21 protein-coding genes are annotated in these 25460 nt (G+C 59.5%); 8 read left to right on the top strand and 13 right to left on the bottom strand.

Annotation, left to right across the window (positions count from 1 at the left end; translation table 11 throughout):
* Window positions 1-38 precede the first annotated feature (38 nt).
* From ACI77I_RS17155 to ACI77I_RS17130, 6 genes are all read right to left on the bottom strand, one after another.
* Window positions 39-851 (bottom strand): hypothetical protein, encoded by an 813-nt coding sequence (locus ACI77I_RS17155; protein ID WP_406998019.1) that lies wholly within the window; start codon window positions 849-851, stop codon window positions 39-41.
* 20 nt (window positions 852-871) lie between these two features.
* Window positions 872-2002, bottom strand: a complete 1131-nt coding sequence (locus ACI77I_RS17150) for an OpgC family protein (RefSeq protein ID WP_406998018.1) — start codon at window positions 2000-2002, stop codon at window positions 872-874.
* A 131-nt stretch (window positions 2003-2133) separates the two neighbouring features.
* Window positions 2134-2430, bottom strand: coding sequence for a cupin domain-containing protein (locus ACI77I_RS17145; RefSeq protein WP_406998017.1), 297 nt, complete (start codon window positions 2428-2430; stop codon window positions 2134-2136).
* 58 nt (window positions 2431-2488) lie between these two features.
* Window positions 2489-2773 carry a putative quinol monooxygenase gene (locus ACI77I_RS17140; RefSeq protein WP_094950923.1) on the bottom strand — a complete coding sequence of 95 codons (285 nt, stop codon included), beginning with the start codon at window positions 2771-2773 and terminating at the stop codon, window positions 2489-2491.
* A gap of 11 nt (window positions 2774-2784) precedes the next feature.
* The gene (locus ACI77I_RS17135) at window positions 2785-4404 is read right to left on the bottom strand and encodes an FMN-binding glutamate synthase family protein (protein ID WP_242154643.1); all 1620 of its coding nucleotides are present in this window, start codon (window positions 4402-4404) and stop codon (window positions 2785-2787) included.
* A 26-nt stretch (window positions 4405-4430) separates the two neighbouring features.
* Complete coding sequence (locus ACI77I_RS17130; protein ID WP_094950921.1) at window positions 4431-5195, bottom strand: LuxR C-terminal-related transcriptional regulator; 765 nt, start codon at window positions 5193-5195, stop codon at window positions 4431-4433.
* 93 nt (window positions 5196-5288) lie between these two features.
* Between ACI77I_RS17130 and ACI77I_RS17125 the strand changes: the two genes are divergently transcribed.
* The 3 genes from ACI77I_RS17125 (at window position 5289) to ACI77I_RS17115 (ending at window position 7949) form a co-directional block, all read left to right on the top strand.
* Window positions 5289-6110 carry a carbon-nitrogen hydrolase family protein gene (locus tag ACI77I_RS17125; protein WP_406998016.1) on the top strand — a complete coding sequence of 274 codons (822 nt, stop codon included), beginning with the start codon at window positions 5289-5291 and terminating at the stop codon, window positions 6108-6110.
* Between the two features lie 140 nt (window positions 6111-6250).
* Window positions 6251-7576, top strand: coding sequence for an APC family permease (locus tag ACI77I_RS17120; protein WP_406998015.1), 1326 nt, complete (start codon window positions 6251-6253; stop codon window positions 7574-7576).
* Between the two features lie 100 nt (window positions 7577-7676).
* Window positions 7677-7949 carry a type B 50S ribosomal protein L31 gene (locus tag ACI77I_RS17115; RefSeq protein WP_094950918.1) on the top strand — a complete coding sequence of 91 codons (273 nt, stop codon included), beginning with the start codon at window positions 7677-7679 and terminating at the stop codon, window positions 7947-7949.
* Window positions 7950-7955: 6 nt separating this feature from the next.
* Here ACI77I_RS17115 and ACI77I_RS17110 read toward each other — a convergent pair whose 3' ends face one another.
* The 4 genes from ACI77I_RS17110 to ACI77I_RS17095 all read right to left on the bottom strand — a co-directional run bounded on the left by ACI77I_RS17110 (window position 7956) and on the right by ACI77I_RS17095 (window position 14034).
* A complete protein-coding gene (locus tag ACI77I_RS17110) occupies window positions 7956-9341 on the bottom strand; it encodes an ATP-binding protein (RefSeq protein WP_094950917.1) in 1386 nt (461 codons plus the stop codon).
* Window positions 9338-11149, bottom strand: coding sequence for a DAHL domain-containing protein (locus ACI77I_RS17105; RefSeq protein ID WP_242154649.1), 1812 nt, complete (start codon window positions 11147-11149; stop codon window positions 9338-9340). Before ACI77I_RS17105 ends, ACI77I_RS17110 begins: the two co-directional genes overlap by 4 nt.
* A complete protein-coding gene (locus ACI77I_RS17100) occupies window positions 11146-12093 on the bottom strand; it encodes a cytochrome-c peroxidase (RefSeq protein WP_406998038.1) in 948 nt (315 codons plus the stop codon). Before ACI77I_RS17100 ends, ACI77I_RS17105 begins: the two co-directional genes overlap by 4 nt.
* Window positions 12094-12159: 66 nt before the next feature.
* Window positions 12160-14034 (bottom strand): bifunctional diguanylate cyclase/phosphodiesterase, encoded by a 1875-nt coding sequence (locus ACI77I_RS17095; protein WP_263274599.1) that lies wholly within the window; start codon window positions 14032-14034, stop codon window positions 12160-12162.
* A 257-nt stretch (window positions 14035-14291) separates the two neighbouring features.
* Here ACI77I_RS17095 and ACI77I_RS17090 point away from each other — a divergent pair, with 257 nt between their 5' ends.
* Window positions 14292-15638, top strand: coding sequence for an HD domain-containing phosphohydrolase (locus ACI77I_RS17090; protein WP_094950914.1), 1347 nt, complete (start codon window positions 14292-14294; stop codon window positions 15636-15638).
* Between the two features lie 27 nt (window positions 15639-15665).
* On the opposite strand, the gene ACI77I_RS17085 is transcribed toward ACI77I_RS17090, so the two are convergent.
* Window positions 15666-19856 carry a hypothetical protein gene (locus ACI77I_RS17085; protein ID WP_406998014.1) on the bottom strand — a complete coding sequence of 1397 codons (4191 nt, stop codon included), beginning with the start codon at window positions 19854-19856 and terminating at the stop codon, window positions 15666-15668.
* A 231-nt stretch (window positions 19857-20087) separates the two neighbouring features.
* Between ACI77I_RS17085 and ACI77I_RS17080 the strand changes: the two genes are divergently transcribed.
* Entirely contained in the window at window positions 20088-20501 is a 414-nt protein-coding gene (locus ACI77I_RS17080) for an NUDIX domain-containing protein (RefSeq protein ID WP_263274601.1), read from the top strand.
* Entirely contained in the window at window positions 20498-21004 is a 507-nt protein-coding gene (locus tag ACI77I_RS17075; RefSeq protein WP_242154656.1) for a GNAT family N-acetyltransferase, read from the top strand. Before ACI77I_RS17080 ends, ACI77I_RS17075 begins: the two co-directional genes overlap by 4 nt.
* 225 nt (window positions 21005-21229) lie before the next feature.
* Here the strand turns inward: ACI77I_RS17075 and metR are convergent, their stop codons facing one another.
* Together metR and ACI77I_RS17065 are read right to left on the bottom strand one after the other, a co-directional pair.
* Window positions 21230-22147, bottom strand: a complete 918-nt coding sequence (gene metR, locus ACI77I_RS17070) for a transcriptional regulator MetR (protein ID WP_057012200.1) — start codon at window positions 22145-22147, stop codon at window positions 21230-21232.
* Complete coding sequence (locus tag ACI77I_RS17065) at window positions 22063-23019, bottom strand: hypothetical protein (RefSeq protein ID WP_406998013.1); 957 nt, start codon at window positions 23017-23019, stop codon at window positions 22063-22065. Before ACI77I_RS17065 ends, metR begins: the two co-directional genes overlap by 85 nt.
* 227 nt (window positions 23020-23246) lie before the next feature.
* Between ACI77I_RS17065 and ACI77I_RS17060 the strand changes: the two genes are divergently transcribed.
* A complete protein-coding gene (locus tag ACI77I_RS17060; RefSeq protein WP_094950909.1) occupies window positions 23247-24266 on the top strand; it encodes an alpha/beta fold hydrolase in 1020 nt (339 codons plus the stop codon).
* A gap of 55 nt (window positions 24267-24321) precedes the next feature.
* A complete protein-coding gene (locus ACI77I_RS17055; protein ID WP_242154661.1) occupies window positions 24322-24975 on the top strand; it encodes a DsbA family oxidoreductase in 654 nt (217 codons plus the stop codon).
* Window positions 24976-25460: the final 485 nt, after the last annotated feature.

Genomic DNA, 25460 nt, shown 5'->3' with positions numbered 1-25460 from the left:
TTGCAAGGTCGTAGGGCGTGGCATCCATGCTCTGGGTGTCAAAGGGCAAGGCGGTGCCGGTGCCGTCGATGGCCTTGACCAGTGTGTCGTAGAGGGCCCGCGTGCACCCCGGTGCTGTCGCGGTTGCGATAGGCTTCCAGCGCTTGGAACCACAGGCAGGTACGTGCGCTGGTTTCGATCAGCGTCTGGAGTGTGTCGCCTGGGGCAAGCGCCGGTTGCAGGCTGGCGTGCAACTGGCCACCCAGGTTCAGCTCGCGGCTGATGGTGACAAAGCGTGGCACATCCAGTTGGTGTTTCTCGACGCCGGTGAGGTAGGTCGAATCGACAAAACTGTGCCCGGACCTCTGCTTCACCTGCGCGGCAAAATCGAAATTCAGGCAGGCGGCATCCCAGAGTGATAGCGTGGACAGGTGAGGGCGGTATTTCCATTCATCATAGGGGCGGCGAAAGCGTGAGCCTGAAACCGGCTTGGCCGTGCTGGTTCGTGGCTCCCACGGCAGGGGCACGCCCACTTCCTCCCGGTAGCGGGTGTGGATAAAAATCGCCTGCGGGTCCAGGCCGCCGAGTTTGCTGCGCAATTGCGCCAAACCCTTGGTCTTGAAGGCGTTGATCAGGGCGGTGTTTGCCTTGTCCACCGCCTTCAGTGCCTGCAATGCTTCGCGTTGCAGGCGCACGTACGTGCGTTGTTGGCTGGGCGTCAGGCTGGAGAGGTTGCGCGAGAGGATCTGGTGAATCAGTTCCAGGGCCTCTTGCCGGGGCCAGGATTGGTTGGACTGCAGAGGCCGTTGAGCCGTAGATGGGTAGCCAAGGGCATTTCCTTTCACAATCGAGTGGAAGGCAAATGGAAACACCCAGTGGGTACCGGCGGGCGCTAGCTATGTAGCCCTGTCGAGCGTGGCGCCTGGTTGAGGCGCTTAATGAACTCTAACCACACGGCAAGCCCCGACATCAGCAACACACCGACCACGGCGGTCAGCAATTGCATGGTCACGGCGTCATCCGCCAGTGCATTGAGCATGTCCGCCAGGGGCGCCAGCACCACGCCCAGGCAGAACACTTCCAGGGAATATCGGCCCATTTGACAGACCCGTTCGGCCAGGCGGTTTTGCGTCCATTCCCGGCCGGGCAGGAGCTTGGCTGTCACATAGGCCAGCGCCAGGAAATGGATGAGGCGCACCGGTGACAGGTCGGTTTTGCTGATGGGGTACAGCCAATTGCTGAGCACCTCTGGCATTACCGCGTCATGCAGGTGCGGCCACAGCCACGACACTGTAATCACCCCGGCGACCACCACATACACCGCCGCCGCGACAAACAGCGGCTGGCGTTGCAAGGGGCGCGTGTCGGGCACGGTTGGCCGCTGGCTGTAGATCGCCGCAGCGCCGCCCAGTACAAACAGCAACTGCCAGGTGACGGGGTTGAAGTACCACACGCCATCGGCGATGGCCCGCAGGTTCCAGCCCATCCACGGCGCCATCAGGTACACCGCCAGCGAGACGCCGACCACCGCCCACGTGGCGCGCACCATCAGTGGCAGCACCACCGACAAGCCTGCCAGCAACACGATGTACAACGGCAAGGGGTCCATCAAGTTGGGTTTGAAGCGCAACAGCAGCTCATCGGTCAGCGCCTGCTGTGGGTGGGTGATGAAGTGCGTCAGGCCCATCTCCGCCACCAGGTCGCGGGTTTGCACATGGTTGTTGGCGTAAAACACGATGCCCATCAGCAGCGCCAGCAAGAAGATATGCACCACGTACAGCACCCAGGTGCGGCGCAGGATTTTCAGGCAGGCCATCCAGTAGCCTTCGCGTTGCATGACTTTGCCGTAGGCCAGCACCGAGGCAAACCCGGCGAGGAACACGAAGACTTCCGCCGCATCGCTGAAGCCGAAGTTTCGCAGGGTGATCAAACCGAGGGGATTGTGGGGGACGTGGTCCCAAAAAATGAAGATCAACGCCAGGCCCCGAAAAAAATCGATGCGCGGGTCGCGTCCGTTCAGCATGGCAGCGGGCTCTTGAACAAATGGTTTAGTAATGACCGGCGAACGGAAGGTTTTCGCACGCCGAACGTCGGGCGGGCGCAGGGTGGCGGTATTTGTAAGCAATTGCAAAAGCTGGGTATTACTGAATGTCTCTAGACATCAATGATCACCAACGTGCCGTAGCTGCCTGCAAGCACACCATGGGCGGTACCGGCTTCAACGAGGTACATCTGGCCGGCTTCCACACGGATTTCCTCTGCGCCGACGCTCAAGCGCAACAGGCCGCTGACCACCAATAACCCTTCGTTGTAATCATGGGTTTCTTCCTCATACGCCTGCTCATCCATGCGCAGCACCTTGATCCGCGCCGGGCCTACCCGGCCCACGCGGGTGGATGTCCAACTGCTGGGCAGTTGCCCGGCGATGGCGGCGAAGTCGAGTAACGGCATGTGAATCTCCTGGTTTCAACGATGCCGTCGGTGGTCCGGTTCAGCAGCAATAGGGTGTTTAGAACGCATCCATCAACAGTACCCGGCAGGGCTTGGCTTGGTGCGCATTGATTTGCGGCACCAGCCGGGTGAAGTGTTCGGTTTGGCAGTGAGCATCGAGCGCGGCCTGATCGGGCCATTGCTCGATGAAAGTGAAGTGCCCCGGGTCTTTCTGATCGACAAACAACGCGTAGGCAATGCACAGCGGTTCCAGGCGGGTTTTTTCGACCAGCTCGGCGTACCACGGTCGCACGGTTTCCAGGTGTTCGGGCTTGATGAAGTCTTCAGCGATGACGTTGAGCATGGTCGGTGCCCTCACGCCGCAGCGATTTCATGTGGCTCAAAACTGTCCGCCCGCGCCATCTGCCACATGCGCGAATAGAACTCGCCGCTGACTTCACCGGTGAGCAATTCACCCGGCTTGAGGAACACATGCAGCTGCGAGAACAGCTTGATCTCAGTCGCCGACATACGCCGCACCAAGTGCTTGGCCGACAGCTGCGACGGATGATCCAGGCCGGCCGCTGCGAGCATTTCCGCCAGGGCCTTGAGGGTGTTGCGGTGGAAGTTGAACACGCGCTGGGCTTTGTCCGGCACTACCAGGGCGCGCTGGCGCAACGGGTCTTGAGTGGCGACGCCGGTCGGGCATTTGTTGGTGTGGCAGCTTTGCGACTGAATGCAGCCGATGGCGAACATGAAGCCGCGCGCGGAGTTGGCCCAGTCGGCGCCGATGGCCAGGACGCTGGCGATATCGAACGCGCTGACGATCTTGCCGCTGGCGCCCAGCTTGATCTTGTCGCGCAGGTTCAGGCCGACCAGGGTGTTGTGCACAAACAGCAGGCCTTCACGCAGCGGTACGCCGATATGGTCGGTGAACTCCACAGGTGCGGCGCCGGTGCCGCCTTCCTTGCCGTCGACCACGATAAAGTCCGGGAGGATGCCGGTTTCGAGCATGGCCTTGGCAATGCCCATGAATTCCCACGGGTGGCCCAGGCAGAACTTGAAGCCCACGGGTTTGCCGCCGGACAGTTCGCGCAGTTGGGCGATGAACTGCATCATTTCAATCGGCGTGGAAAACGCGCTGTGACGCGACGGCGAGATGCAGTCTTCGCCCATCATGATGCCGCGGGTTTCGGCGATTTCCTTGGTGACTTTATGCTTGGGCAAGATCCCGCCATGGCCGGGCTTGGCGCCCTGGCTCATCTTGATTTCGATCATGCGCACTTGCGGGTTCTGCGCCTGCACGGCGAAGCGTTCCGGGTCGAAACGGCCGTCGCTGGTACGGCAGCCAAAGTAGCCGCTGCCCAGTTCCCAGGTCAGGTCACCGCCGTTTTCACGGTGGTAGGGGCTGATGCTGCCTTCGCCGGTATCGTGGGCAAAGTTGCCGAGCTTGGCGCCTTGGTTGAGCGCGCGAATCGCGTTGGCGCTCAGCGAACCGAAGCTCATCGCCGAGATATTGAACACCGACGCCGAGTACGGCTGCTTGCACTGCGGGCCGCCGACCATTACGCGAAACGCGCTCGGGTCGCTCAACGGCGCGGGGCGCATGGAGTGGCCGATAAACTCAAAACCCGACTGGTAGACGTCGATCAAGGTGCCGAACGGCTTGTCGGCGGTTTCGTTCTTGGCGCGCGAGTAAACCAGCGAGCGCTGCGAGCGCGAGAAGGGCAGTGCATCGCTGTCGGACTCCAGCAGGTACTGGCGGATTTCCGGGCGTATGGCTTCCACCAGGTAACGAATATTGCCCAGGATCGGGTAGTTGCGGCGCACCGCGTGGGGGCTTTGCAGCAGGTCGAACAGGCCGATCAGGCTGAGAATGCCGGTGACCACGGTGATCGGCCACAGCCATTCATGTTCAATAAAAGGGAGGCTTACCAGGGTGAAAATGACGCACACGGCAAAGAAGGCGTAACGGCTTAGTAACGACAGGCTCATACGGTTTTCCTTGGTTCACTCATCGGCTAGGCGCTTTGCGCCTGAAGAAAGATCGAGAACAGCTCCGACTGGGATTTGATCCCTAGCTTGCTGTAGATGTGTTTCTTATGGACTTTCACGGTTTCAACAGAGATTTGCAGCTTACGAGCGATTTCCTTGCTGGAGCAACCACTGAGCATCAAGCGGCCTACATCCAGCTCTCGGGCGGTGAGTTGCGCGCCCCAATCATCATTGTGCATCGGCGGCTGTGGGGCGCTGACCTGATGGAGCTCATAGGGCAGACGCTGGCGCAGCAGGCTCAGCACCCAGGGCTGGATCAGCGACAGCAAAGCAATCTGCTGCGGGTCAAAACGCTGTTTCGAGCCCAGGGACAGGCACAGGGTACGCCCATCCGGCAGGTGGCAATTAAATTGGATTTCATCCGCCACCACGTTCAGGCGGAAATAACGTTGGTAGTACTCGGTGAGTTCGAAATGCTCGGGCGCGACGTCCGCCAGGCGAAACAGCCCGGTGCGTGAGTGCTCGCGGCTGGCGATGTAGAAGGGGTCGAGCAGGTACAGGCCGTTGAGGTAATCCTGGAACAGTTGGTCTGGCGTGCCGTCCGCGCCTGGGCATTCGGCGAACACCAGCGGGCGGTGTGCGCTGCTGAACAGCAACACCACCCAGCTATCGAACGGCACGTATTGGTCCAATAAGCGCACCAGTTGGGTCCAGAAGTTGGCCTGGTCCAAGGCGTCTATCATTTGCCCCACCGAACGGTGCCAGGCGATGTCTTGCAGCGACATGGTCATTGATCTACCCCTATCGGGTTACCCCTGCCGCGTAATTCCCTGGCGGGGTGTGGCTGCGCATACTGCGGCACAGATTGAGAACAAGGAATACCCATGAAGGTCGAATTTGCCCAGTTGGCAGGTCGTGATAACGGTACAGCTTATAACCTTGAGCGCGCCTTGGCGGCAATTGCGGCCTGCGCCGCCGATACACAACTGATCGTTTTCCCGGAAACCCACTTGATGGGCTTCCCGTCGGCCGAGACCGTCGCCGACATCGCCGAGCCGGTGGATGGGCCCACCGTACAGGCCGTTATCCGGGCCGCCCGTGCGCGCACTATCGCCGTGGTGATCGGTATAGCCGAAAGCGATGGCGGCCAATTCTACAACACCACTTTGTTGATCACGCCCGAAGGCATCGCCCTGCGTTATCGCAAGACCCATTTGTGGGCCTCGGATCGCGGCGTGTTCACGCCCGGGGATCGCTACGCCACGTGCCTGTGGAACTGCGTGCGCGTCGGCCTGTTGATCTGCTACGACATCGAGTTCCCGGAAACCGCCCGCGCCCTGGCGCAACTGGGCGCCGAACTGTTGATCGTGACCAACGGCAACATGGACCCCTATGGCCCCACGCACCGCACCGCGATCATGGCCCGCGCCCAGGAAAACCAGGCGTTTGCGCTGATGGTCAACCGGGTGGAAGAGGGCGATGGCGGCCTGCTGTTTGCCGGCGGCAGCGCCTTGGTCGACCCGATTGGCACGCTGCTGTTTGAAGCAGGGCGCGAGGAAGGGCAGTTCGCGGTCGAGCTGGACCTCGACCAACTGGTAGCGGCTCGCAAGGACTACCGCTACCTGGATGACCAGCGCTTGAAATTGCCGGGTGAGGTGATTGAGCGCGCAGACGGGACGCGCGAACTGCTGATTCCACAAGTTTAACGCTGACCCCCATGTGGCGAGGGCGCTCGCCACAACAAGCCCCGCTCGCCACATAAATAGGCTTAACCATAAGAAAAATGACATCCGCTTCACCGACTTCAGTTCTGCCATAAATCTAATAAATCAGCGGAGAATCGCTCATGGCTCGTTTGCAACGCACCCTGTCGTTAGGGTCGGTGGTGCTGTTTGGCATCGCCTATATGACGCCGATCATTGTGCTCGGCACCTTCGGCATCCTGGCGCAATCCACTGCGGGCATGGTCCCCGCCGCGTACCTGGCGGCGCTGGTGGCGATGTTCTTTACCGCCATGAGTTACGGGCGCATGGCGTCTGCCTTCCCGGTGGCCGGTTCCGCCTACAGCTATGTGCGCAAGGCCATCAGCCCCAAGCTGGGTTTTATCGCCGGCTGGGCGGTGCTGCTCGACTACTTGTTCTTGCCTATGGCCATCTGGCTGATTGGTGCGGCGTACCTCAACTCGGCGTTCCCTGCGGTGCCGCAGTGGGTCTGGGTATTGGCGTTTATCGGCGTCACCAGCGCTATCAATATTGTCGGCCTCAAGTTGGCCAACGGCATCAATGCCTTGCTGATGCTCGTGCAGTTTCTGGTGCTGAGCGCGTTTGTCGTGCTGTGCATCCACTACATCGGCGGTGACGCCAGCAAACCGCTGTGGACCCTCGCCCCGTTCTTCAACGGCCAGATGCACATGCCGTTGATCATGAGCGGTGCGGCTATCGCCTGCTATTCGTTCCTGGGCTTTGACGCAGTGAGTACCCTCACCGAAGAAACCCGCGACCCGCGCCGCACCATCCCACGGGCGATCATGCTGATCACTTTGATCGGCGGGCTGATCTTCGTGGCGGTGTCCTACTTTGTGCAGATCGCCCATCCGTCGTTCGAGTTCGCCAACGTGGATTCGGCCGCGTATGAAATCGCGCGCAATATCGGCGGTGACCTGTTCGTGTCGATCTTCTTGATCGGCCTGATTGTCGGCCAGTTCGCCTCGGGGCTATCGGCCCAGGCCAGTGGTTCGCGCCTGTTGTTCGCGATGGGCCGTGACGGTGTGTTGCCCAAGTCGTTCTTCGGCACCTTGCATGCGCGCTTCGGCACGCCGGTTAACAGCATCTTATTGTGTGCGGTTGTGGCGTTGCTGGCGCTGAAGCTGGATGTGACCACCTCCACTTCGTTCATCAACTTTGGTGCATTCCTGGCCTTCAGCCTGGTGAACCTGTCGGTGATCTTTCACTACTGGGTCGGCGCGAAAGCGCGTGGTGTGCGCGAGCTGATCCTGTTTCTGCTGTTCCCGGCCATCGGCCTGCTCGCGGACCTCTGGCTGATGGTCAGCCTGGATCATCTGGCGATTTACCTGGGCGTGGCGTGGCTGGCGATCGGCCTGGTTTACCTGGGTTTGCTCACCCGTGGCTTTTCGCAACAGCCGCCGGAAATGGACTTCAAGGAAGCCGCATAGAAGCCCGAGGTCTATTCTTATTGCAATCCGTTCTCGTTTGGGTGCATGATTTGTGTTACTGTATAACGCATCAAATGCACCCAGACGCCCCGGAGGCCTTATGAAAGCTGGTATCCATCCTGACTACCGCACCGTGCTGTTCCACGACACCGCCGCCGACGTGTTCTTCCTCATCGGTTCCACCGCCGACAGCGACCGCACCCAAAAACACAGCGACGGCAACACCTACCCATACATCCCGCTGGACGTCTCCAGCGCCTCGCACCCGGTCTACACCGGCCAGCAGCGCAAGACCCAGGCCGAAGGCCGGATTGCCGGGTTCAACAAGCGTTTCGCTTCGTTTGGTTCGAGCCCGAAAAACGCCGAGGCGTGAGGGCGGTTAAACTGTTTGGCGAATGGGCAGCACCACCCTAAAGGTGGTGCCTTTGCCCACTTCGCTGCTCACGGAGATAGTGCCACGGTGTTTTTTGACGATGCCGTAGGAGAGTGACAAGCCCAACCCCGTTCCTTCACCCACCGGCTTGGTGGTAAAGAAGGGGTCGAAGATTTTCTGCACGCTGTCCGGGGCAATCCCGCAGCCGTTGTCGGCGACTTCCAACCAGATATTCTCGCTTTCCACTCCGGTGCTGATCGTGATGGTGCCGCGTTCCGGGCCCATGGCCTGCGCGGCGTTGATCACTAGGTTCATCACCACTTGGTTAAGCTGCGATGCCAGGCATTCGATGTCCGGCAGCGGTGTGTAGTGCTTGATCACGTCGGCCTTGTACTTGAGTTCGCTGGCGACGATGTTCAAGGTCGAATCGATGCCCTGTTGCAGGTTTGCCCATTGCCAGGTCTGGTCGTTGTCCACCCGGGAAAAATCTTTCAAATCCTTGACGATCTGCACCACGCGGCCAATGCCTTCCTTGGATTCGCGCAGCAGCGTGGGAATGTCTTCCTTGAGAAAATCCAGGTCCAGACGCCGACGCAGGGCTTCGAACTGGTCGCTGCCCAGTGCGGTTTCTGCCTGTCGATAGGCATCGAGCATCTCTTGCAGCTGGTTGAAGTAGCCGCCCAAGGTGCCGAGGTTGGAGGAAATAAACCCCACCGGGTTATTGATTTCGTGGGCCACGCCGGCCGCGAGTTGGCCCAGGGACGCGAGTTTTTCCGATTGCACCAGCTGGCTTTCCAGTTGTTTGCGCTCGTCGATCTCCAGCTGTAACGCCTGGCTTGCCTGGGTCAGTGCCAGGGTGCGCTGTTCCACCAAGTGTTCCAGGTGGCTGGTTTGCAAGGACGCGTGTCGCGCCATGTCCCATTTCGCGGCCAGGGTATTGGCCATCTGCTGCACTTCAATGTTGTCGAATGGTTTTTTCAGGATCAGCAGCCGGTCGTGGGCGTGCAGGCGGAACAGCAGCTCTTCCCACGAATAATCCGAGTAGGCCGTGCACACCACCACTTGCAGGCTTGGGTCGACTTTCCACAGTTCTTCAATGGTCTGCGCGCCGTCCCAGCCTTGGGGCATGCGCATGTCGACAAACGCCAGGGCATAGGGTTTTTGCTCGGCCATGGCGACCTCCAGCAACTTCAGCCCTTCCTGGCCACCGTAGGCCGAGTCCAGCTCAAAAACGGGTCCGTGCTGGGGCTCGCTGGCACCGAATAGTGCGGCTTCCATATCGTCCAGCGCCTGGTTCTGCTCCATGGGTGGCATGAGGATTTTACGGAAGTCGTCGTGAATTGACGGCGTGTCGTCGATCAGCAGAATGCGTCGATTGGGGGGGCGGTTCATGCTTGGCCTGCGGCATCGTTGAGGGGGATTTGCAACGTGAACACGGCGCCTTTGCCCGGCCCATCGCTGTGGGCGGTAAGGCGGCCATTCATTTCAATGGCCGCCAGGGCGCAGCTGTGCAGGCCGAAACCGTGGCCTTCCTTACGCGTGGTGAACCCATGGGTGAAGATCCGCGTCATGTTCTCGGCCGGGATGCCTTCGCCTTCGTCTTTGACGCTGATCTGCAAGAGGCTGCCCTCCACCGTGCTGATCGACAAGGTGATCTGTCGCGAGCGGTCGGTGAGGTTCGACATGGCGTACTTGGCGTTGCTGATCAGGTTGACCATGATCAGCAACAGCCGGTGTTTGTCCGCCATCAGTTCCGGCACCTCGGCGTACTCCTTGACCACCGTCACATGGTGACGATTCAGCGCCCCGGAATTCATGCGCAGGGCGTCGTCCATCAACGCACTGATCTGCACCGGCTCCAGCAGGGTGGACACGCCGGCGTAGGATTGCTGGGTAGAAACGATGTCCTTGATGTGGTCCACGCTTTTGCTCAACTGCGCCAGTTCGTCGGTCAGGCCCTGCTGCTCAATGGCGATGGCCTCCACCAGTTGGTTGAGGTAGCCGGGCAGCAATTTGCCTTTCTCGTCTTCGCGCAGGTAGGTGCCCAGGTCATCCGGGTGCTCGTTGATCAGTTGCATGGCTTTGCCCAACCCCAAGGCCTTGCTGGTGCGCAGCTTGCGCGTGACCAGCTCGGCGGAGATGTTCACGCTATTAAGCACGTTGCCGACGTTGTGCAGCACATTGGTCGCGATTTCCGCCATGCCGGCCTGGCGCGCACTGTCGAGCAGTTCGCTCTGGGCGTCTTTGAGTTCGCGCGTGCGCGCCTCTACACGCTGTTCAAGGCTTTCATTGACCGCTTGCAAGGCGCGGTTGACCCGGTTGATCTCGGCAAAGCTGCGCAACAAGCGAATCGCCAAGTACAACAGCACCACCACCAACAGTGCGGAAAACACCAGCAGGTAGCGGTGGTACTTCTGATCAATCAGGTCGGCGGCGGCCTGGTCCTGATTGAGTTGGGTGGTCATGGCGTCGAGTTGATCGGACAACGGGATCGCGGCAATGCGATCAAGCAGGTCATTGACGAGGGGTTGCTCGCGCAGGATCAGTGCAATGTGGTTACTGAGAATCTCCACCGGCACCTGAAACTCTGGCGGCAGGCTTTGTTTGTTGACCGCCAGCTTGTTCAGGCCCACGAGGATGTCTGCGGCTTTGTCATCGCTCGTCACCTGGGCAAACTCCAGGGCGCTGAGCAGCAAGTCGTAGGTGTCGGTGGCGATGCTTTGTTGTTGCAGTTTTTCGGCGTCGTCCAGTTGCAGGAAATGCGCCTGAATGTCGTCCTCGGCCGTCGGCAAAAAGGCCAGGGAATTGCGCAGCACCGCGTTGTGCGACTTGAATTGTTCCACCTGCCGCGCCTTTTCCTGGAACGACTGGCGATACGCATTCTGCTCGGCCTGCCATTCGGCCAGGTTTGCGTGGCGGTGTTGCCCCTCGCGACTTTCCAGGGTGGCCCACAGCGCGCTCATCTCTTTGAACGGGACCACCAGCGGGTCATAGTTGTGGGTGAGGGCGATCCGGGCCTTGAGCACTTCAACGTCCCATTGGGAGTTGAGTTGCTTGATCTGGCTGATCAGGTCGCGGGACTCGGTGTAGGTGGTGGACTGGTCGCCGATCGACTTGAGGTACAGAAACACCAGCACCGAGGCCAGTATCAGGGCGATACCGCTGAGCGTGAGCAGGCTGGCGAGGCGGGATGATTTCATAAGGGCTTGCCCGCCCATTCGCCGGTCAGTGTCTTGAGGAATTGGATGATCAGTGTCTTGTCTTCAGCCGTGGGGATTCGCCCCAGCTGGTACGTGAACATGACGTCGACAGCCTCCTCGAGGGTCTTGGCCGAGCCATCGTGAAAGTACGGGGCGGTGACCGCCACGTTGCGCAGGCTCGGTACTTTGAACACGTTGCGGTCATCTTCGTCCTGGGTCAGCAGGTAGCGGCCCAGGTCGGCTTCGGTCGGGTTGCCACGGGCCTTGAAGTAATCGCCCATCACGCCGAACTTCTGGTACATGTTGCCGCCGATATTGGCGCCTTGGTGGCAGGCGATGCAGCCATAGTCCTTGAAACGCTGGTAGCCGTATTTCTCTTGAACGGTGAGGATCTCGGTGTTGCCTTGCAGGTACTGGTCGAAGCGTGAGTTGGGAGTGAGCAGGGTGCGCTCATAGGTGGCCAGGGCGTTTTGAACGTTGGCGGCCGTCACGCCGTCGGGGTAGATCCGCTGGAACGCGGCCTGGTAAGTGGGCAGTGCCGACAAGGCCTGGACCACGGTTTTCCAGTCGTTGCCCATTTCCATGGGGCTGGTGACCACCTGTTCAACCTGCGCCTCCAGGGTGTCGACCCGGGCGTTCCAGAATTGTTTGAAGTTCAGGCTGGCATTGAACACCGTCGGGGTGTTGAGCCCGACCGGTTTGCCATCGAAGCCCAGGGAAAACGCCTGGTTGTCGTCACCCCCCGCTTGCAGGTTATGGCAACTGGCACAGGACTGGGTGTTATTCACCGACAGGCGTGTCTCATTGAACAGCTGGCGTCCCAGTTCCACGGTGGCGGCATCCAGCGTCGGCACCGGCGGCAACGGTTTAAGCGGTTCATCCAGCGGCGCAGCGGTGGCGGGCAAGCAGGCGCCATAGCCCAGGGCAATGGCAATGCCGAGCACCTGTGGCGACAGGCGCAGAGAACGTGGCGGGGTGCGGCTCAAGCGCTCGCTCCTTGGGGCAAAAGGTCAGTGGCCGGGCATCAGGCTGTGGTGCCCGGTTTGCAATAATTGGGCGAACTCATCGGCCGCCACGGCTTTGCTGAACAGGAAACCCTGGCCTTCCTCGCACTGGTGGGCTTTGAGGAATGCCAGTTGTTCAAGCGTCTCCACGCCCTCGGCGACGATGTTCATGTCCAGGCTTTTACCCAGGCTGATGATTGCACTGATCAGTTGCGCGTCTTGGCTGTTGTCGCTCAAGCCGCGGATGAACGATTGATCAATCTTCAGCACATCAATCGGAAAGCGTCGCAAGTAACTGAGGCTGGAATACCCGGTGCCGAAATCGTCGACGGACAGGCGCACGCCCAGGGTCTTGATGCCGCGCAGGGTGATGAGGGTGTCCTCGACGTTTTGCATCAGCACGCTTTCAGTGATTTCCAACTCCAGCAAGCGCGGCTCCAGGCCCGTGCGCTCAAGGATCGTCGCCAGGTTGGCGACAAAGTTACGCTGGCGAAAATCAATCGCTGAGATGTTCACCGAAATGCAGATGGGCGGTAGGCCGGCGGCTTGCCAGGCGCGGGCCTGCTCGCAGGCCTGGCGCAACACCCATTGGCTCAACGGTACGATCAGGCCGCTGTCTTCGGCCACGGGAATGAACGCCGACGGGTAGATCCAGCCATGGTCGGGCTGGTGCCAGCGGATCAACGCTTCGGCGCCGACGATCTGCCCGCTGTTCAGGTCCAGTTTCGGCTGGTAGTGCAAGATAAACTCATCTCGCTGCAGGGCCTGCCGAATGGCGCTTTCCAGGCTTTGCTGTTCCTGGGCGCGCAGGTTCATCTCGTCGATGAAAAAACTGAAATCGTTGGGGCCGTGGTCTTTGATGGCGTGCATGGCGGTTTCGGCTTTTTTGATCAGCTCCACGGCGCTGCTGCTGTCATCGGGGTACACACTGATGCCCAGGCTTGCCGTAACACTCAGGTCGTGGCCGGCCACATAGCGGCTGGTACTGACGGCGGCGAGGAGTTTTTCGGCAATGTACTGGGTTTGCTGGGGGTGCTTGATGTCGTTGAGGATCAGCACAAATTCGTCGGAGCCGTAGCGAAACACTGAATCCGATTCGCGCACTGTGGCCACCAGGCTTTGGCTGACGTGCTTGAGCATTTCATCGCCGACCGGGTGGCCCAGGGCGTTGTTGATGCGCTTGAAGCGGTCCAGGCCGATAAACATCACGGCCAACTGGGTGTCATGGCGCCTGCACACGGCAATCGCCTGGCTCAGGCGGTCGCCCAGCAGTGTGCTGTTGGGCAGTTCGGTCAGGGCGTCGTATTGCAGCAGGTGCGAAACCTTGAGCAGTTCCTGCACGCGTTCCTCAATTGTGCGCTCAAGCCCCTGCAGTTTAAGTGCCGCGTCCTGCGCCAGCTGCCATTTCCAGGTCAGGGCGGTGGCCATCTGGCGGATTTCCAGGTCGTCGAAGGGCTTTTTCAGGATCAGCAGTTGGTCGTCGTATTTGAGGCGCGCCTCGATGGCTTCGAAAGAGTAGTCAGAGTAGGCCGTGCACAGGGCAATTTGCAGGTGAGGGTCGACGTTCCACAGCTGTTCGATGGTTTCCAGGCCGTCCCAGCCCGGCGGCATGCGCATGTCGATGAACACCAGGGCATACGGGGCGTTGTCGGCCAGGGCTTGGATCACCAGTGCCAGGGCTTCCTGGCCTTGATAGGCGGAATCCAGCACAAAGGTCTGGCGCACGGCCGGGGCGGTGCCGAACAGGGTTTCTTCGATGCTGGCCAGGGACGCGTGGCCGTTAGCGTCGGCGCACAGGATCTTGCGGAAGTCCGCGTGGATCGAAGCCGTGTCGTCGACGATCAGAACCCGTCGATTGGCGCGTCCCGAGCGCGGGTTCATGGCTGGTTCCGAGAGGCGCGTGACGGCGATTTCTGGCGCATAGGGCTTCCTTACCGTGAATGCTTCAGTAAACAGGGCGGGTCACGGGCTTCATGGCACAAGCATAGTTGGCTCCCTTGAATAAGTCGGCCAGTTGGCGTCAAATCAACACCAATTACCCCGGCATTCATCTAGCGCTCAATGCTTGCGCAAGTACAGCGATTGATCATGTCGGGGCGCAATGAAGCAATTATGTGTCATTGTCAGGAGGTGTCGCCATGGATGAAAAAACTGCTACTACGTCCCCCTACACCCCCACTATTTTGCTGGTCGATGACGAAGAGTCGATCCTCAACAGCCTGCGCCGCCTGCTGCGTGGCCAACCCTACGACGTGCTGCTGGCCGGCAGCGGTGCCCAGGCCCTGGAGATCATGGCCGCCCAGCCCATCGACCTGGTGATGACCGATGCGCGCATGCCGGCCATGGACGGTGCGATGCTGCTGGCCGAGACCCATCGCCTGTACCCGTCCACCACCCGCATCCTGCTGACCGGCTATGCCGACATGAGCATGATGATCAAGGCGATCAACGAGGGGCAGATTCACCGCTACATCAGCAAACCCTGGAACGATGAGGAAATGCTCCTGACGTTGCGCCAGTCCCTGGAGCACCAGCATTCCGAGCGCGAACGCCTGCGTCTTGAACAGTTGACCCGCGAGCAGAACGACCAGTTGAAGGCCCTCAACGCCACCCTGGAAAAACGTGTCGACGCCCGCACCAGCGAGCTGCAGCAAACCGCCGACATGCTCGACCTGGCCTACGATGAGCTCAAGCGCAGCTACGTGACCGGCACCGAAGTGTTTTCACTGCTGGCCAACCTGCGCCTGCCCAAGCAGAAGCAGACCAACCGCCAGTTGATCGAGCTGATACGCGTGTATTGCAAAGCTCAGGTGATGGACGAAGCCAGCGCCCGCGACCTGACCATGGCCGCCGCGCTGTATAACATCGGCAAGTTGAGTTGGAGCGACAGCATGATGGTCGCGCCCTCGGACCTGCTGCACAGTACCGACCGCGAGCGTTATCGGGCTTACCCGGCCCAGAGTGAGTCGTTGCTGATGACCCTGGAGCCGATGAAGGACGCCGCCCGCCTGATTCGTCATCACCAGGAGCGCTGGGACGGCACGGGTTTTCCGGACCACCTCAAGGGCGAGCTGATCCCCTCGGGCGCGCGCTTATTGAAGCTGGCCGTCGACTTTATCGAGCTGCAAAAGGGCTTGATCCTCGAGCGCCATATGAACAGCGATGAAGCGCTGCTGTACATCCGTAAGTACGCCGGCAAGCTCTACGACCCGGACATGGTCGAAGACTTCGTGCAGGCCTGCGCCGCGTTTTTAAGTGACGTGACCTTGGGTGACCCGAGCGTGAAGGTCTTGACCACCCGCGAACTGGCCGAGGGCATGGTGCTGGCGCGCAACCTCAACGCCGATAACGGCATGCTGCTGCTCAACGCTGGCAAGGTGTTGAACCTGCCGCTGGTGGACAAGTTGATCGCGTTTGAGGCGATGGAAGGGGCCAAGTATTCGGTGTTTATCAAGGAGCCGGATGATGCGCCGCTACTGACGTAGCGGCGACGGTGTGGGTGTTTTGACCTTCTATACGCCCCAGGCGACTGGTTTACTGGCGTGATAATCAAAAACGCCTCTGATTATAAAGAGATCTTTTTCGTTTTCTTGTCCGGCTCTTTCAATCGCCACTCGCCATCGACCACGGCCCGCGCCCTCCTGCGCTTGCGGTAAATCTACATAGGTGTAGTTACCTATTTTTTTTCGGCTGACACGACCGGCTTCAATATCCTGAATGATGTGCTCAAGTTTGGCTTTGGCATTGTCTGGCAGGAGCCCTTTTTGAGTGTCTGCCAGCTCATCCAGTTTCACGGTGTTGATGGCGGGATCGCGGATAGGGATTGGATCTGGGACGGTCGAGGGCTTTGGCCGAGTGGAGGGTTTATCAATTTTGTGTGTTTGAACGCGGGGTGTTTCAAATTCTAAAGGCGTTGAGAATTGAGGCAGCTCATTTTCAAATTTTGTGATGGTGTTACTGTCGACCATGTGTGCACCCGCCTCCGGGCCGGAGGGGTTGCCTCGCGATATCACGACATAAGGAACGCCGGATTTTTTAAAATCCTCTGAATAGGAAGGTACCTGAAGCCGTTCGAGTTTCTCCTTGAATTTTTTTGCCCTGAAGGCGCGATAAACCTGCAGGGTCTCACCGTCTGCCAGAAGTTGATCCAGTGCCGCTTGAGGTGTGATGTTGTGATCTGACGCTATTTTGTTAATCGTTGCTCGCCGTCCATGGTCACCCAGAAAAGCCTCGAACACGTCCCTTTCCCAAGTCGAAAGCTCGTATTTTTCCGAGAATTTCTTCAGCGCGTTCAGCTGTCTTTGGGTGATGGCGTAGCCGGCAAATTGTGCGCCAGTGTCGGTGTCTGTAATGCTGATCGAGTACCTGATTTGTTTTGAAAAGTTCTCATTTTTTCCAATGATTCTTTTTACTTTGTTAAACAGTTGGTCCTGTTCTGAGGCAGACAGAGGCGGGATAAAGAATCGTGCGGAGCCGTTCAGGTGGTAATAAATGTCCAGTTCAGACTGTAGGTTTAACAGGGCGTTGCGTAATACATTTTTAGCGCGTGGGCTTAAACGGTGGTGTTCCGATAGCCTGCGGCGAAACTCGGCTTCATCTACATGGCCACCCACCTGTTGCCGGGCGTTGGTGAGTAAGTTTTTTTTCTGGGATTCACTTAGCTTTTCAATGAGCTCTTCGGAAATACGGATGTCCGATTCTTTTGAGTAAACCCGCAGTGCCGCGATCAGGTCGGCATCCACTTGCTGTGCCGCGGTGAGAGGGCGCAGGGCGCCCAACACGGAGCCTCCCCCTTTAGCGTTTCTTTCGAAACGCGGCTTCCAGCTTTTTGCGTCTCCCGGCACGACCATAAAGTCCACGTTGTTGCCTGCCGGGTCTTTTACATAGCGCGCGCCGCCCTCTGCATAGGACTGAAACAGGTGATAGCGCCCGGCGTCGTCCCGCATCGCGATAAGTGGGTTATTGTGCCGGTCGAAAAAAATCGGGGCGCTGCCCGACTGGCGCGACAACGCGTATTGGTTCATCCGGGCAAATCTTTCTACGTCAAAGAACGAGTCAGTTTGTTTGGGCAGCCGATACGGTGCGACATCGATCCAGGCGGGCTCCAACGGCCGGATTGAGGCCCCTGACATTGCGATGCTGGCTTTTTTGCCCGGGTCGATTTTATTGACAAGCCCCGGGATCCGGTGCCCCAGCTGTTTGGCCCGGGCTAACCCTTTATGGATACTCTGGCGCAAAAGCGACAATGCGGGTTTGCCGGGTATCAGCCCGAGCAGACTGTCGGCTATCTCAGCGCCAAACATAAAAGCGTTTACCGCTGACTCCCGGGAAATTTCAGCATTGCTCCGTGAGCGGTGATCGGCGTGTGCGAGTTGAAAGCCCAGTTGCGCCGAATACAGGTACGCATGGAAATGACCGGTGATCGGCGTCAGGGCGTAGCGGTGTACACCGCGCGTATCGTTGAAGATCCGCGTTATCTCTTGCGCATCTTTAGTGGCCATACGCGGGATGAAGTAGGCCTTCCATTCGGGCTTGGCTTTCAGTGTGTCCAACTCCGCCAGCCCGTTGACCAGTTCCCTGAAGGGCACGCCATCCGGAGCATCTGGGGTATGCAGCACACTGACCCCTTGGGGCTTTGTACCTTTTCGGTTGATGACGAGGACGTTATTGATGACCTGTCCCCCTTGACCCCTTTCCTGCGCACCGCCCATCACTAGCAGGTTGACCACTATCTCGAACGCGTTAACCCGGGGGCGCGTGGTTGAGTCGGGGTGTTCCGTAATGGCCTTGATCCAGTCAAACCCACTGCCGGGTGTCTGGAATATAAACAGCTTGGAGGCGTCAGGATTCAGCCGGCTCTCGAGGGCGTCCTGGTTTATTTTCGCTGCGTAGGCGCGCTGCCAGGCCGTCGCAAAAGTGTTTCCCGCGCCGGTGTGCGAGAAGGCTGATCTCAGGTACTCGGCGTATTTTCTGCCGATGTCGGCCTCTGTGGCGAGCGCACGCAAATCTGCGTTGTCGAGCGTGCCCCACTGTTTACCGGCGGTGTCGACAACAGTGGCGGTGGCGCTGATGGTTCTGTGTATGTCATGCGCAGACCAGGGGTCGACATTGCGCTGGGTATAACTTCCCAGTGTCCGCAGGTCCACGATGACCTGGGTACTCCAGGTGCCCCATGTCAGTTTTCGTCCCGACATAAACTGTGGGATGTTTATCTTGCGATCTTCACTGACATAGACAGTGGCGGTTTCCTCGTCACGATACCCCGTCGCCTTGTAAGCGCTGGAAGCCGATACACGCAGGCGTACCAGGCTTCTATAAGGGGCAATGTCCACGTTCGCATAGGCCGGCTTTTGCTGTTTCAACACGGTGTCGGTCTTCTCCTGGGAGAACGCTTCCAGCGTCGAGACCTTCTCGAGAAGAGGCGCGAGCGCCTGATTGCTGTCAATCATCGCCTTTTCCAGTTGCCTGTACCGCACCTGATCTTGCCCATCGGCCGTTTTCAGCCAGGAGGGCTCGACCTCTATCAGGCGCAGGTTGCGCTGCGTAAAAGCATCGGTGGCATTTAACTGCGGCGTCAGATCCGCGACCAGATCGAGCGCGCCTGTCGAGGGTAATGTCTCCTGGCGCAAGGCTTCGCGGATGGCAAAATATTGCCGGATCCGCAGTGAACGGATGCTATCTGTCATGACATCAGCACGTATCTGCGACGGATGCGCTGCCAGCATGGGCCTGTTACTCAGCCCTGCACGTGCGGCAGTCGGCAGGCTTGCGATCAGCAATTTCCCCGCCGATCCGCCAGCCTGTAGACGAGTGGAGACGGTTTCATTCAGGCGCTCCAGGCTTTCAAACTCCTCAAATTCCTCGCTCGGGCTATACAGCATCACGCTGCCCGTGGGAGGCGTGCCGTCGCCAGTGCTGAGGATGAATGCGCCGGCAAAATCACTGCCACCCTCCAGCGTCAACCGGTGTACCGCAGGCCTGTTGTCGGCGCTAAACGCCTGTTCCCGCGCCGCAGCACTTGGGTACTTGAGCACATTGTCGGCCAGTGTTCGTCCATTCGCCGACAGCGTGCCGTCAACTGAGCGCAATGCCAGTTGATGGGCCAGCAGTTGCCGGCGCAGTGCGACCAGTTGTTCCTCTGGATTAGGGTGTGCATCGCGCGCTGTCCTCCAGAAACTATTCAGGCTTACGGTGATGGCTACTTCCAGAACGCTCGCCAGCGTCGCTGTCGGCACCACCGAAGGGAGGCGTTTATCGGCGTCAAGGGTGCCGTTCTCTCGGAAAAAGGCGCCGGCCTCTTGGGCCAGATAGGCCTCTGCGTCAGGCGCGCGCAAACGCTTCAGTAGCAACCCCAACGGTTCGCTGGACAGGCGTTGCTTTTGCCCCTGCTGGTCCTCCCGGTAACGGCTGTAAAAAATCTGGTTTGGATTGATGGGCCGATGCATGTCGGGAAAAATCGCGGCCAATTGCTGCTGGTAAAGGCTGTCTGGGCTTGGCTGTTGTCGTAGCAGTTCGTGGGTTCGGGAACTGAGCCTATCAAGCTCACGGACAAGGTGTATCTGTTGTTCGTCGGTCGATAACGAAGCCGGCGGCACCACTGGCAGCGTCAAGGGGGATGAGGGATCAAGGGGGGCGCTGTCGGCCTGGACCGATTGCGGGTCGTCAACCAGAGATTCCTGGGAGGAGGGCAGTGAACTATGCATAGGTAAACTCTTATAACTGGGGCAGCGCATCGCAGGTACTGCGTGCCTGGCTGAATATGAGTTTGCGAGTGTAGGAGCGCCGGTATAGGGCTTAGTGGTATATGTCTGTCGGATAGAAGCAGCCTTGGCAGCGTGTCTGGGTGGACACTTCAGTGGCCCCAAAAGTAAGCGGTTGCCTGCGCATGGAGCGCATGTGATCCTTGGCGCTTTTCAATCCGAGGCGTTTATTCCATGCCCATGACTATCCGCATCGCCGCTGCCCTGCTGATTGGCAGCGACGGTCAAACTCTGCTGGTGCGCAAGCGCGGCACCCAGGCGTTCATGCAGCCGGGCGGTAAGATCGACGCCGGCGAACAACCCGCCCAAGCCTTGGCCCGTGAGCTGTTTGAGGAGTTGAACCTGCGCATTGAGCCGAGCGACGCCGTGTACCTGGGCCACTTCTCGGCACCGGCTGCCAATGAGCCGGGGTTTACCGTGGAAGCCGAGCTGTTCCAGGTGCACATCGACGTGGCGGTGATGCCCGCTGCTGAAATCGAAGAAGTGCGCTGGATCGACCCGGCCGGTGATGGCGGCCTGCAACTGGCGCCGTTGACGCGCGATTTGATCCTGCCGTTCTATCGCCAATCGCTGACCTGCGACGCATGATTATTCGCGCGCTTGGGGCCAGTAACGCCGAGGCTTATCGGGCGTTGATGCTTGAAGCCTACGGTGCTTATCCCGAGGCGTTCACCTCCAGCGTGGCGGAGCGCGCCCGGATGCCATTGAGCTGGTGGGAAAAGCGCCTGGACAACCCGCTGGATCAATTGCTCGGCGCTTTTGAAGGTGAAGTGTTGGCCGGTATTGTCGGCCTGGCCTTCGAGCCGCGTGAGAAGGCGCGCCACAAGGTGACCTTGTTCGGCATGTACGTGAATGGGGCTTACCAGCAAAAAGGCCTGGGCCGCCAGTTGGTGGAGGCGGCACTGGCCGAGGCGCGCAAACATCCGCGCCTTCAAGTGATTCAGCTGACCGTCACTGCCGGTAACGACGCCGCCTTTGCGTTGTACCAGCGCTGCGGCTTTATCCAGTACGGCCTGGAGCCGCTGGCGGTGCGGGTGGGTGAGGAGTATTTCGACAAGATCCACATGTGGCGTGAACTCAACGCTGACTGAAATCCCCGGTGCCCACTCAAGCCAATGTGGGCGTTGGCTTGCCTGCGATGCAGACCGCGCGGTCTGGCTGTAGCACCGCGGCGATGCCGTCCCAGCATAGGTATGTACACGGCTTTCAACGGCCGTCACATTCCTCCGTGGCGAGCGGGCTCGCCTGCTACAGATTCTGCGTTCAACCGATGGCTATCGCAGTCAAGCCAGCTCCCACAGGTTGATCGGTGTTGTCTAACGCACGGCGCTGACGCCGTCCAACGTCGAAAACGACGTGTCCTTGGCCGTCAGCAAAAAGTCGCGCATGTACGGCGCGTCCAGCATGTCCGCACGAATCCCCGCATACAACGTCGCAAACAAGCCTTTCTCGCCCAACCGCTTGGCCTTCACGTACCCGCGCGAGCTGTATTCATGCAGCGCCCAATGTGGCATGCCGCATACGCCACGGCCGCTGGCCACCAGTTGCATCATCATCACCGTGAGTTCCGAGGTGCGAACCTGGGCCGGTTCCACATCGGCCGGTTCCAGGAAGCGGGTGAAAATGTCCAGGCGGTCGCGCTCCACCGGGTAGGTAATCAGGGTTTCGGTGAGCAGGTCTTCGGGCACGATGTACGACTTGTTCGCCAGCGCGTGCTGGTTGGCCACGGCCAGCATGGCTTCGTAGGTGAACAACGGCACATAGGTGATGCCCGGCAGTTCCAGCGGGTCGGAGGTCACAACCAGGTCCAGGTCGCCCCGCGCCAGCGCCGGCAGTGGGGCGAAGGCGAAACCGGACGCCAGGTCCAGCTCGACTTCCGGCCAGGCATCGCGGAACTGGTCGATGGTCGGCATCAGCCACTGGAAGCAGCTGTGGCATTCGATCGCCATGTGCAGGCGCCCAGCGGTACCGCCGGCCAAGCGTGCAATGTCACGCTCGGCGCCCCGTAGCAGCGGCAGGGTGGCGTCGGCCAATTGCAGCAGCCGCAAACCGGCGCTGGTGAAACGCAGCGGTTTGGTCTTGCGCACGAACAATTGCATGCCCAGGCGTTCTTCCAGTTCCTTGAACTGGTGGGACAGCGCCGACTGCGTCAGGTGCAGGCGCTCGGCGGCTTCCACCAGGCTGTCGGCTTCGCGCAGGGCATGCAGGGTCTTGAGGTGGCGGATTTCCAGCACGGCGGCCTCCATGAATAAATTTTGTGCTCAATGATAAAGCATTGAACATTATTCATGTTGGCCACGGTGCCATTCGGATTATGTCCGTGGCAGGAAGTGCTTCTAGGCGATGGGGGCGTGTTGTCGACGCGGTACCCAATGGTTGCCTGGGGATCGAGTTCGATGGTTGAAAACAAGGTTTGCTGGTGGTCGAGCAGCCAGCGCTCCATGTCTATGCGCTGGGCGAAACACCTCCAGGCAGGCGCTTGGGTCGGCAGGTACAAACGTTGGCTGACTGGCGGATTGCCGTCGCGTGTCAGCACCCAGGCCCCGGGCAGGGTGAGGGTGCTGGCCGTGGCAAGCGTGAGGAAAATTTGCTCCGCGTAATCCTTGTGCCCTTCAGGCCCAGGCGCAGGCGGATGAAAAAGAGCAAGTAGCGGTTGGAGTGCAGGTGTCTGCACGTTTCCTTGGGCCAGCAGCGTCAGGCCGGACGCTTCGAAGTGGATTTTATAGCGTTCGCCGGCTTTGGCACGCCATGACAGGGGAGAGTGAGTGGCCCGCTGGGTCCAAAGGTAGCGTCGCCAGTTGTCCTTGATCGCTTGCTCCAGGTTCAGTGTCTTGAGCTCATCAAACAGTATGGCCCGCGTGTAATTCGTCAATCGGTGGTGGGGCGGCAAATAGAGGGTTTTGCCTTCGGGTATTTGCCGCGGGTCTAGGGTGGGACGCTGTTGCTGGTAAAGGCAGGCCTCGGTCATGGACAACCGGGCTGCCCCACGTTTGCCGGTGGCAAAAAATCCCACCCCAGTGCGTTCGTCATCTAGTTGCAAGTGTTCTTGGAGCATCTGGTTGATGGTGTTGCATACCGATGGGGTGCCCGCCATCAGCTCGCGCATTTGCAGGCAGCATCCTTGCCAGCGTTGCGTGCTTGGGTGTCGGTCATGGTGGAGGCTCATTCATTTAAACAATGATTACAGAGCGATCGCCATGACCCAGGGTGGGATGTAACTATCGGACGACCGTTGAGCGGCCTTCATCAAACTGTCACGTAACCGTGGCAGCGCGCTTGAACAAACTTCATCAGACTCGCGCTCTACTGGGGTTCTGCGTTTCGGTGTTTTTCATGCGCGTGTTGCTTTTACTGGCCGCTCTATTAGTCGGCCTGCCGTCTTTTGCGGCGTCTCGATGTGATGTCAATGTTCCGACCCAAACGGTCGACCTGGCTCAGGTGAGCATCGCTTACCAGAGCATCGGCCGTGCGTCCGACCCTGCCTTGTTGCTGGTGATGGGCCTGGGCGGGCAGTTGATCCACTGGCCGGATGAAGTCGTGGTGGCCTTGTGCGAACAAGGTTTTCGGGTGATTCGCTACGACAACCGTGACGTTGGCCTATCGACTTGGCGTCAGGCCCCGGCCAGCGCCAACCTGACCTTTGAAGTGCTGCGCTACAAGCTCGGCCTGCCGGTAGCGGCGCCGTATACGCTGACCGACATGGCCGACGATGCCTTGGGGCTGATGGACGCCTTGCAGATCCGCCAATTCCACGTGCTGGGTGCGAGCATGGGCGGCATGATCGCCCAGCACCTGGCGGCCATGGCGCCGCAACGGGTCGAGAGCCTGACCCTGATCATGACCAGCTCCGGCGCCGAAGGCCTGCCGGCGCCCAATGCGGCGTTGGTGCAGTTGTTGTCGCGGCGCAGTGCACCCAACCGTGAGGTGGCGCTGGAGCAACAGGCCGACCTGCTGGCGGCGTTGGGCAGCCCGAATGTGAAAGATGATCGCCAGGTGTTGCTGCATCAGGCGGCGCTGTCCTACGACCGCGCTTTCAACCCGGAGGGGGTCAAGCGCCAGATCATGGCGATCCTCGCCGAGCCCAGCCGCGTGCCGTTGCTCAACCAGTTGCGCGTGCCGACGTTGGTGGTGCATGGCACCGCCGACCCGTTGCTGCCGGTGATGCACGGCGTGCACTTGGCTGCGCATATCCAGGGCAGCCAGTTGAAGTTGATTCCCGGCTTGGCGCATCGTTTTCAGGAGGCGTTCAAGGCGCCGTTGCTGGCGGCGGTGTTGCCGTACCTGCAAGCCCACCGCGAAGATGCCGCGCATTGGGCGCAGATTGACTTGGGGCAGCCTTCGAAGGTGTTGTGAAGTTGGTGTATCGTGCAACTTTTGCGGCACATTAATGCCAGCGAGGTTGCCTACCATGAGTACTCCCCTGAAAATCGATTTCGTCAGCGACGTGTCTTGCCCCTGGTGCATTATCGGCCTGCGTGGGTTGACCGAGGCGTTGGACCAGTTGGGCGCTGAGGTGCAGGCTGAGATTCATTTTCAGCCGTTTGAGCTGAATCCGAATATGCCTGCGATTGGGCAGAACATTGTTGAGCACATTACTGAAAAATACGGCTCCACTGCTGAGGAATCGCAGGCTAACCGTGCGCGTATTCGTGACATGGGGGCGGCGTTGGGCTTTGCTTTTCGCAATGACGGTCAGAGCCGTATCTACAACACCTTTGATGCGCATCGTCTGCTGCATTGGGCGGGGTTGGAGGGGTTGCAGTACAACCTTAAGGAAGCGCTGTTCAAGGCTTACTTCACTGATGGGCAGGATCCGTCCGACCATGCGACTTTGGCGATTATTGCTGAAGGTGTTGGGTTGGATATCAAGCGTGCTGCTGAGATTTTGGCCAGCGATGAATATGCGGCAGAAGTGCGTGAGCAGGAGCAGCTGTGGATTTCTCGGGGGGTGACTTCGGTGCCGACGATTGTGTTTAACGATCAGTATGCGGTGAGTGGGGGGCAGCCGGCTGAGGCTTTTGTTGGGGCGATTCGGCAGATTATCAGTGAGGCTAAGGGCTGATGGTTTCGTTTGGTGGTTTGAGTACATATCCGTTGCTGCGGTAACGGCCACCTAGGGTTCCGCTCTTACAGCGGGTCACTTTTGGAAGGACCCAAAAGTAACCAAAAGGTCCTCGCCCCACCACTCGGCACCTCGCTTAGGCTCGGTGTGCCCTCACTCCGGCTTGAATCCGTGGGCCGCCGCGATGGGCCATCCTTGGCCCAGCGCGGCTAACCCGGCGTCCTGCCGGGTTACCCACGGATTCAAGCCTGCGTTCGGCCAGCGTGGTTAACGGGGCGTCTCAGATCAAGATCAAGATCAAGATCAAGATCAAGATCAAGATCAAAAGCAAGAGCACGGCGGCCTAGTAGCCGACCTGAGTGGTTGAAGCAGAAGCAGGGCAGAAGCACAGCGGCACACTTTCTGTCTGATGTACCGAGATCCAATTGTGGGAGCGGGCTTGCTCGCGAATGCGGTGGGTCAGTCAGCTTATTTGTAACTGAACC

Origin of the sequence: Pseudomonas sp. D47, from assembly GCF_045447305.1 — a bacterium.
Lineage (GTDB): Bacteria > Pseudomonadota > Gammaproteobacteria > Pseudomonadales > Pseudomonadaceae > Aquipseudomonas.
This window is presented reverse-complemented; position numbering and strand designations above follow the sequence as displayed.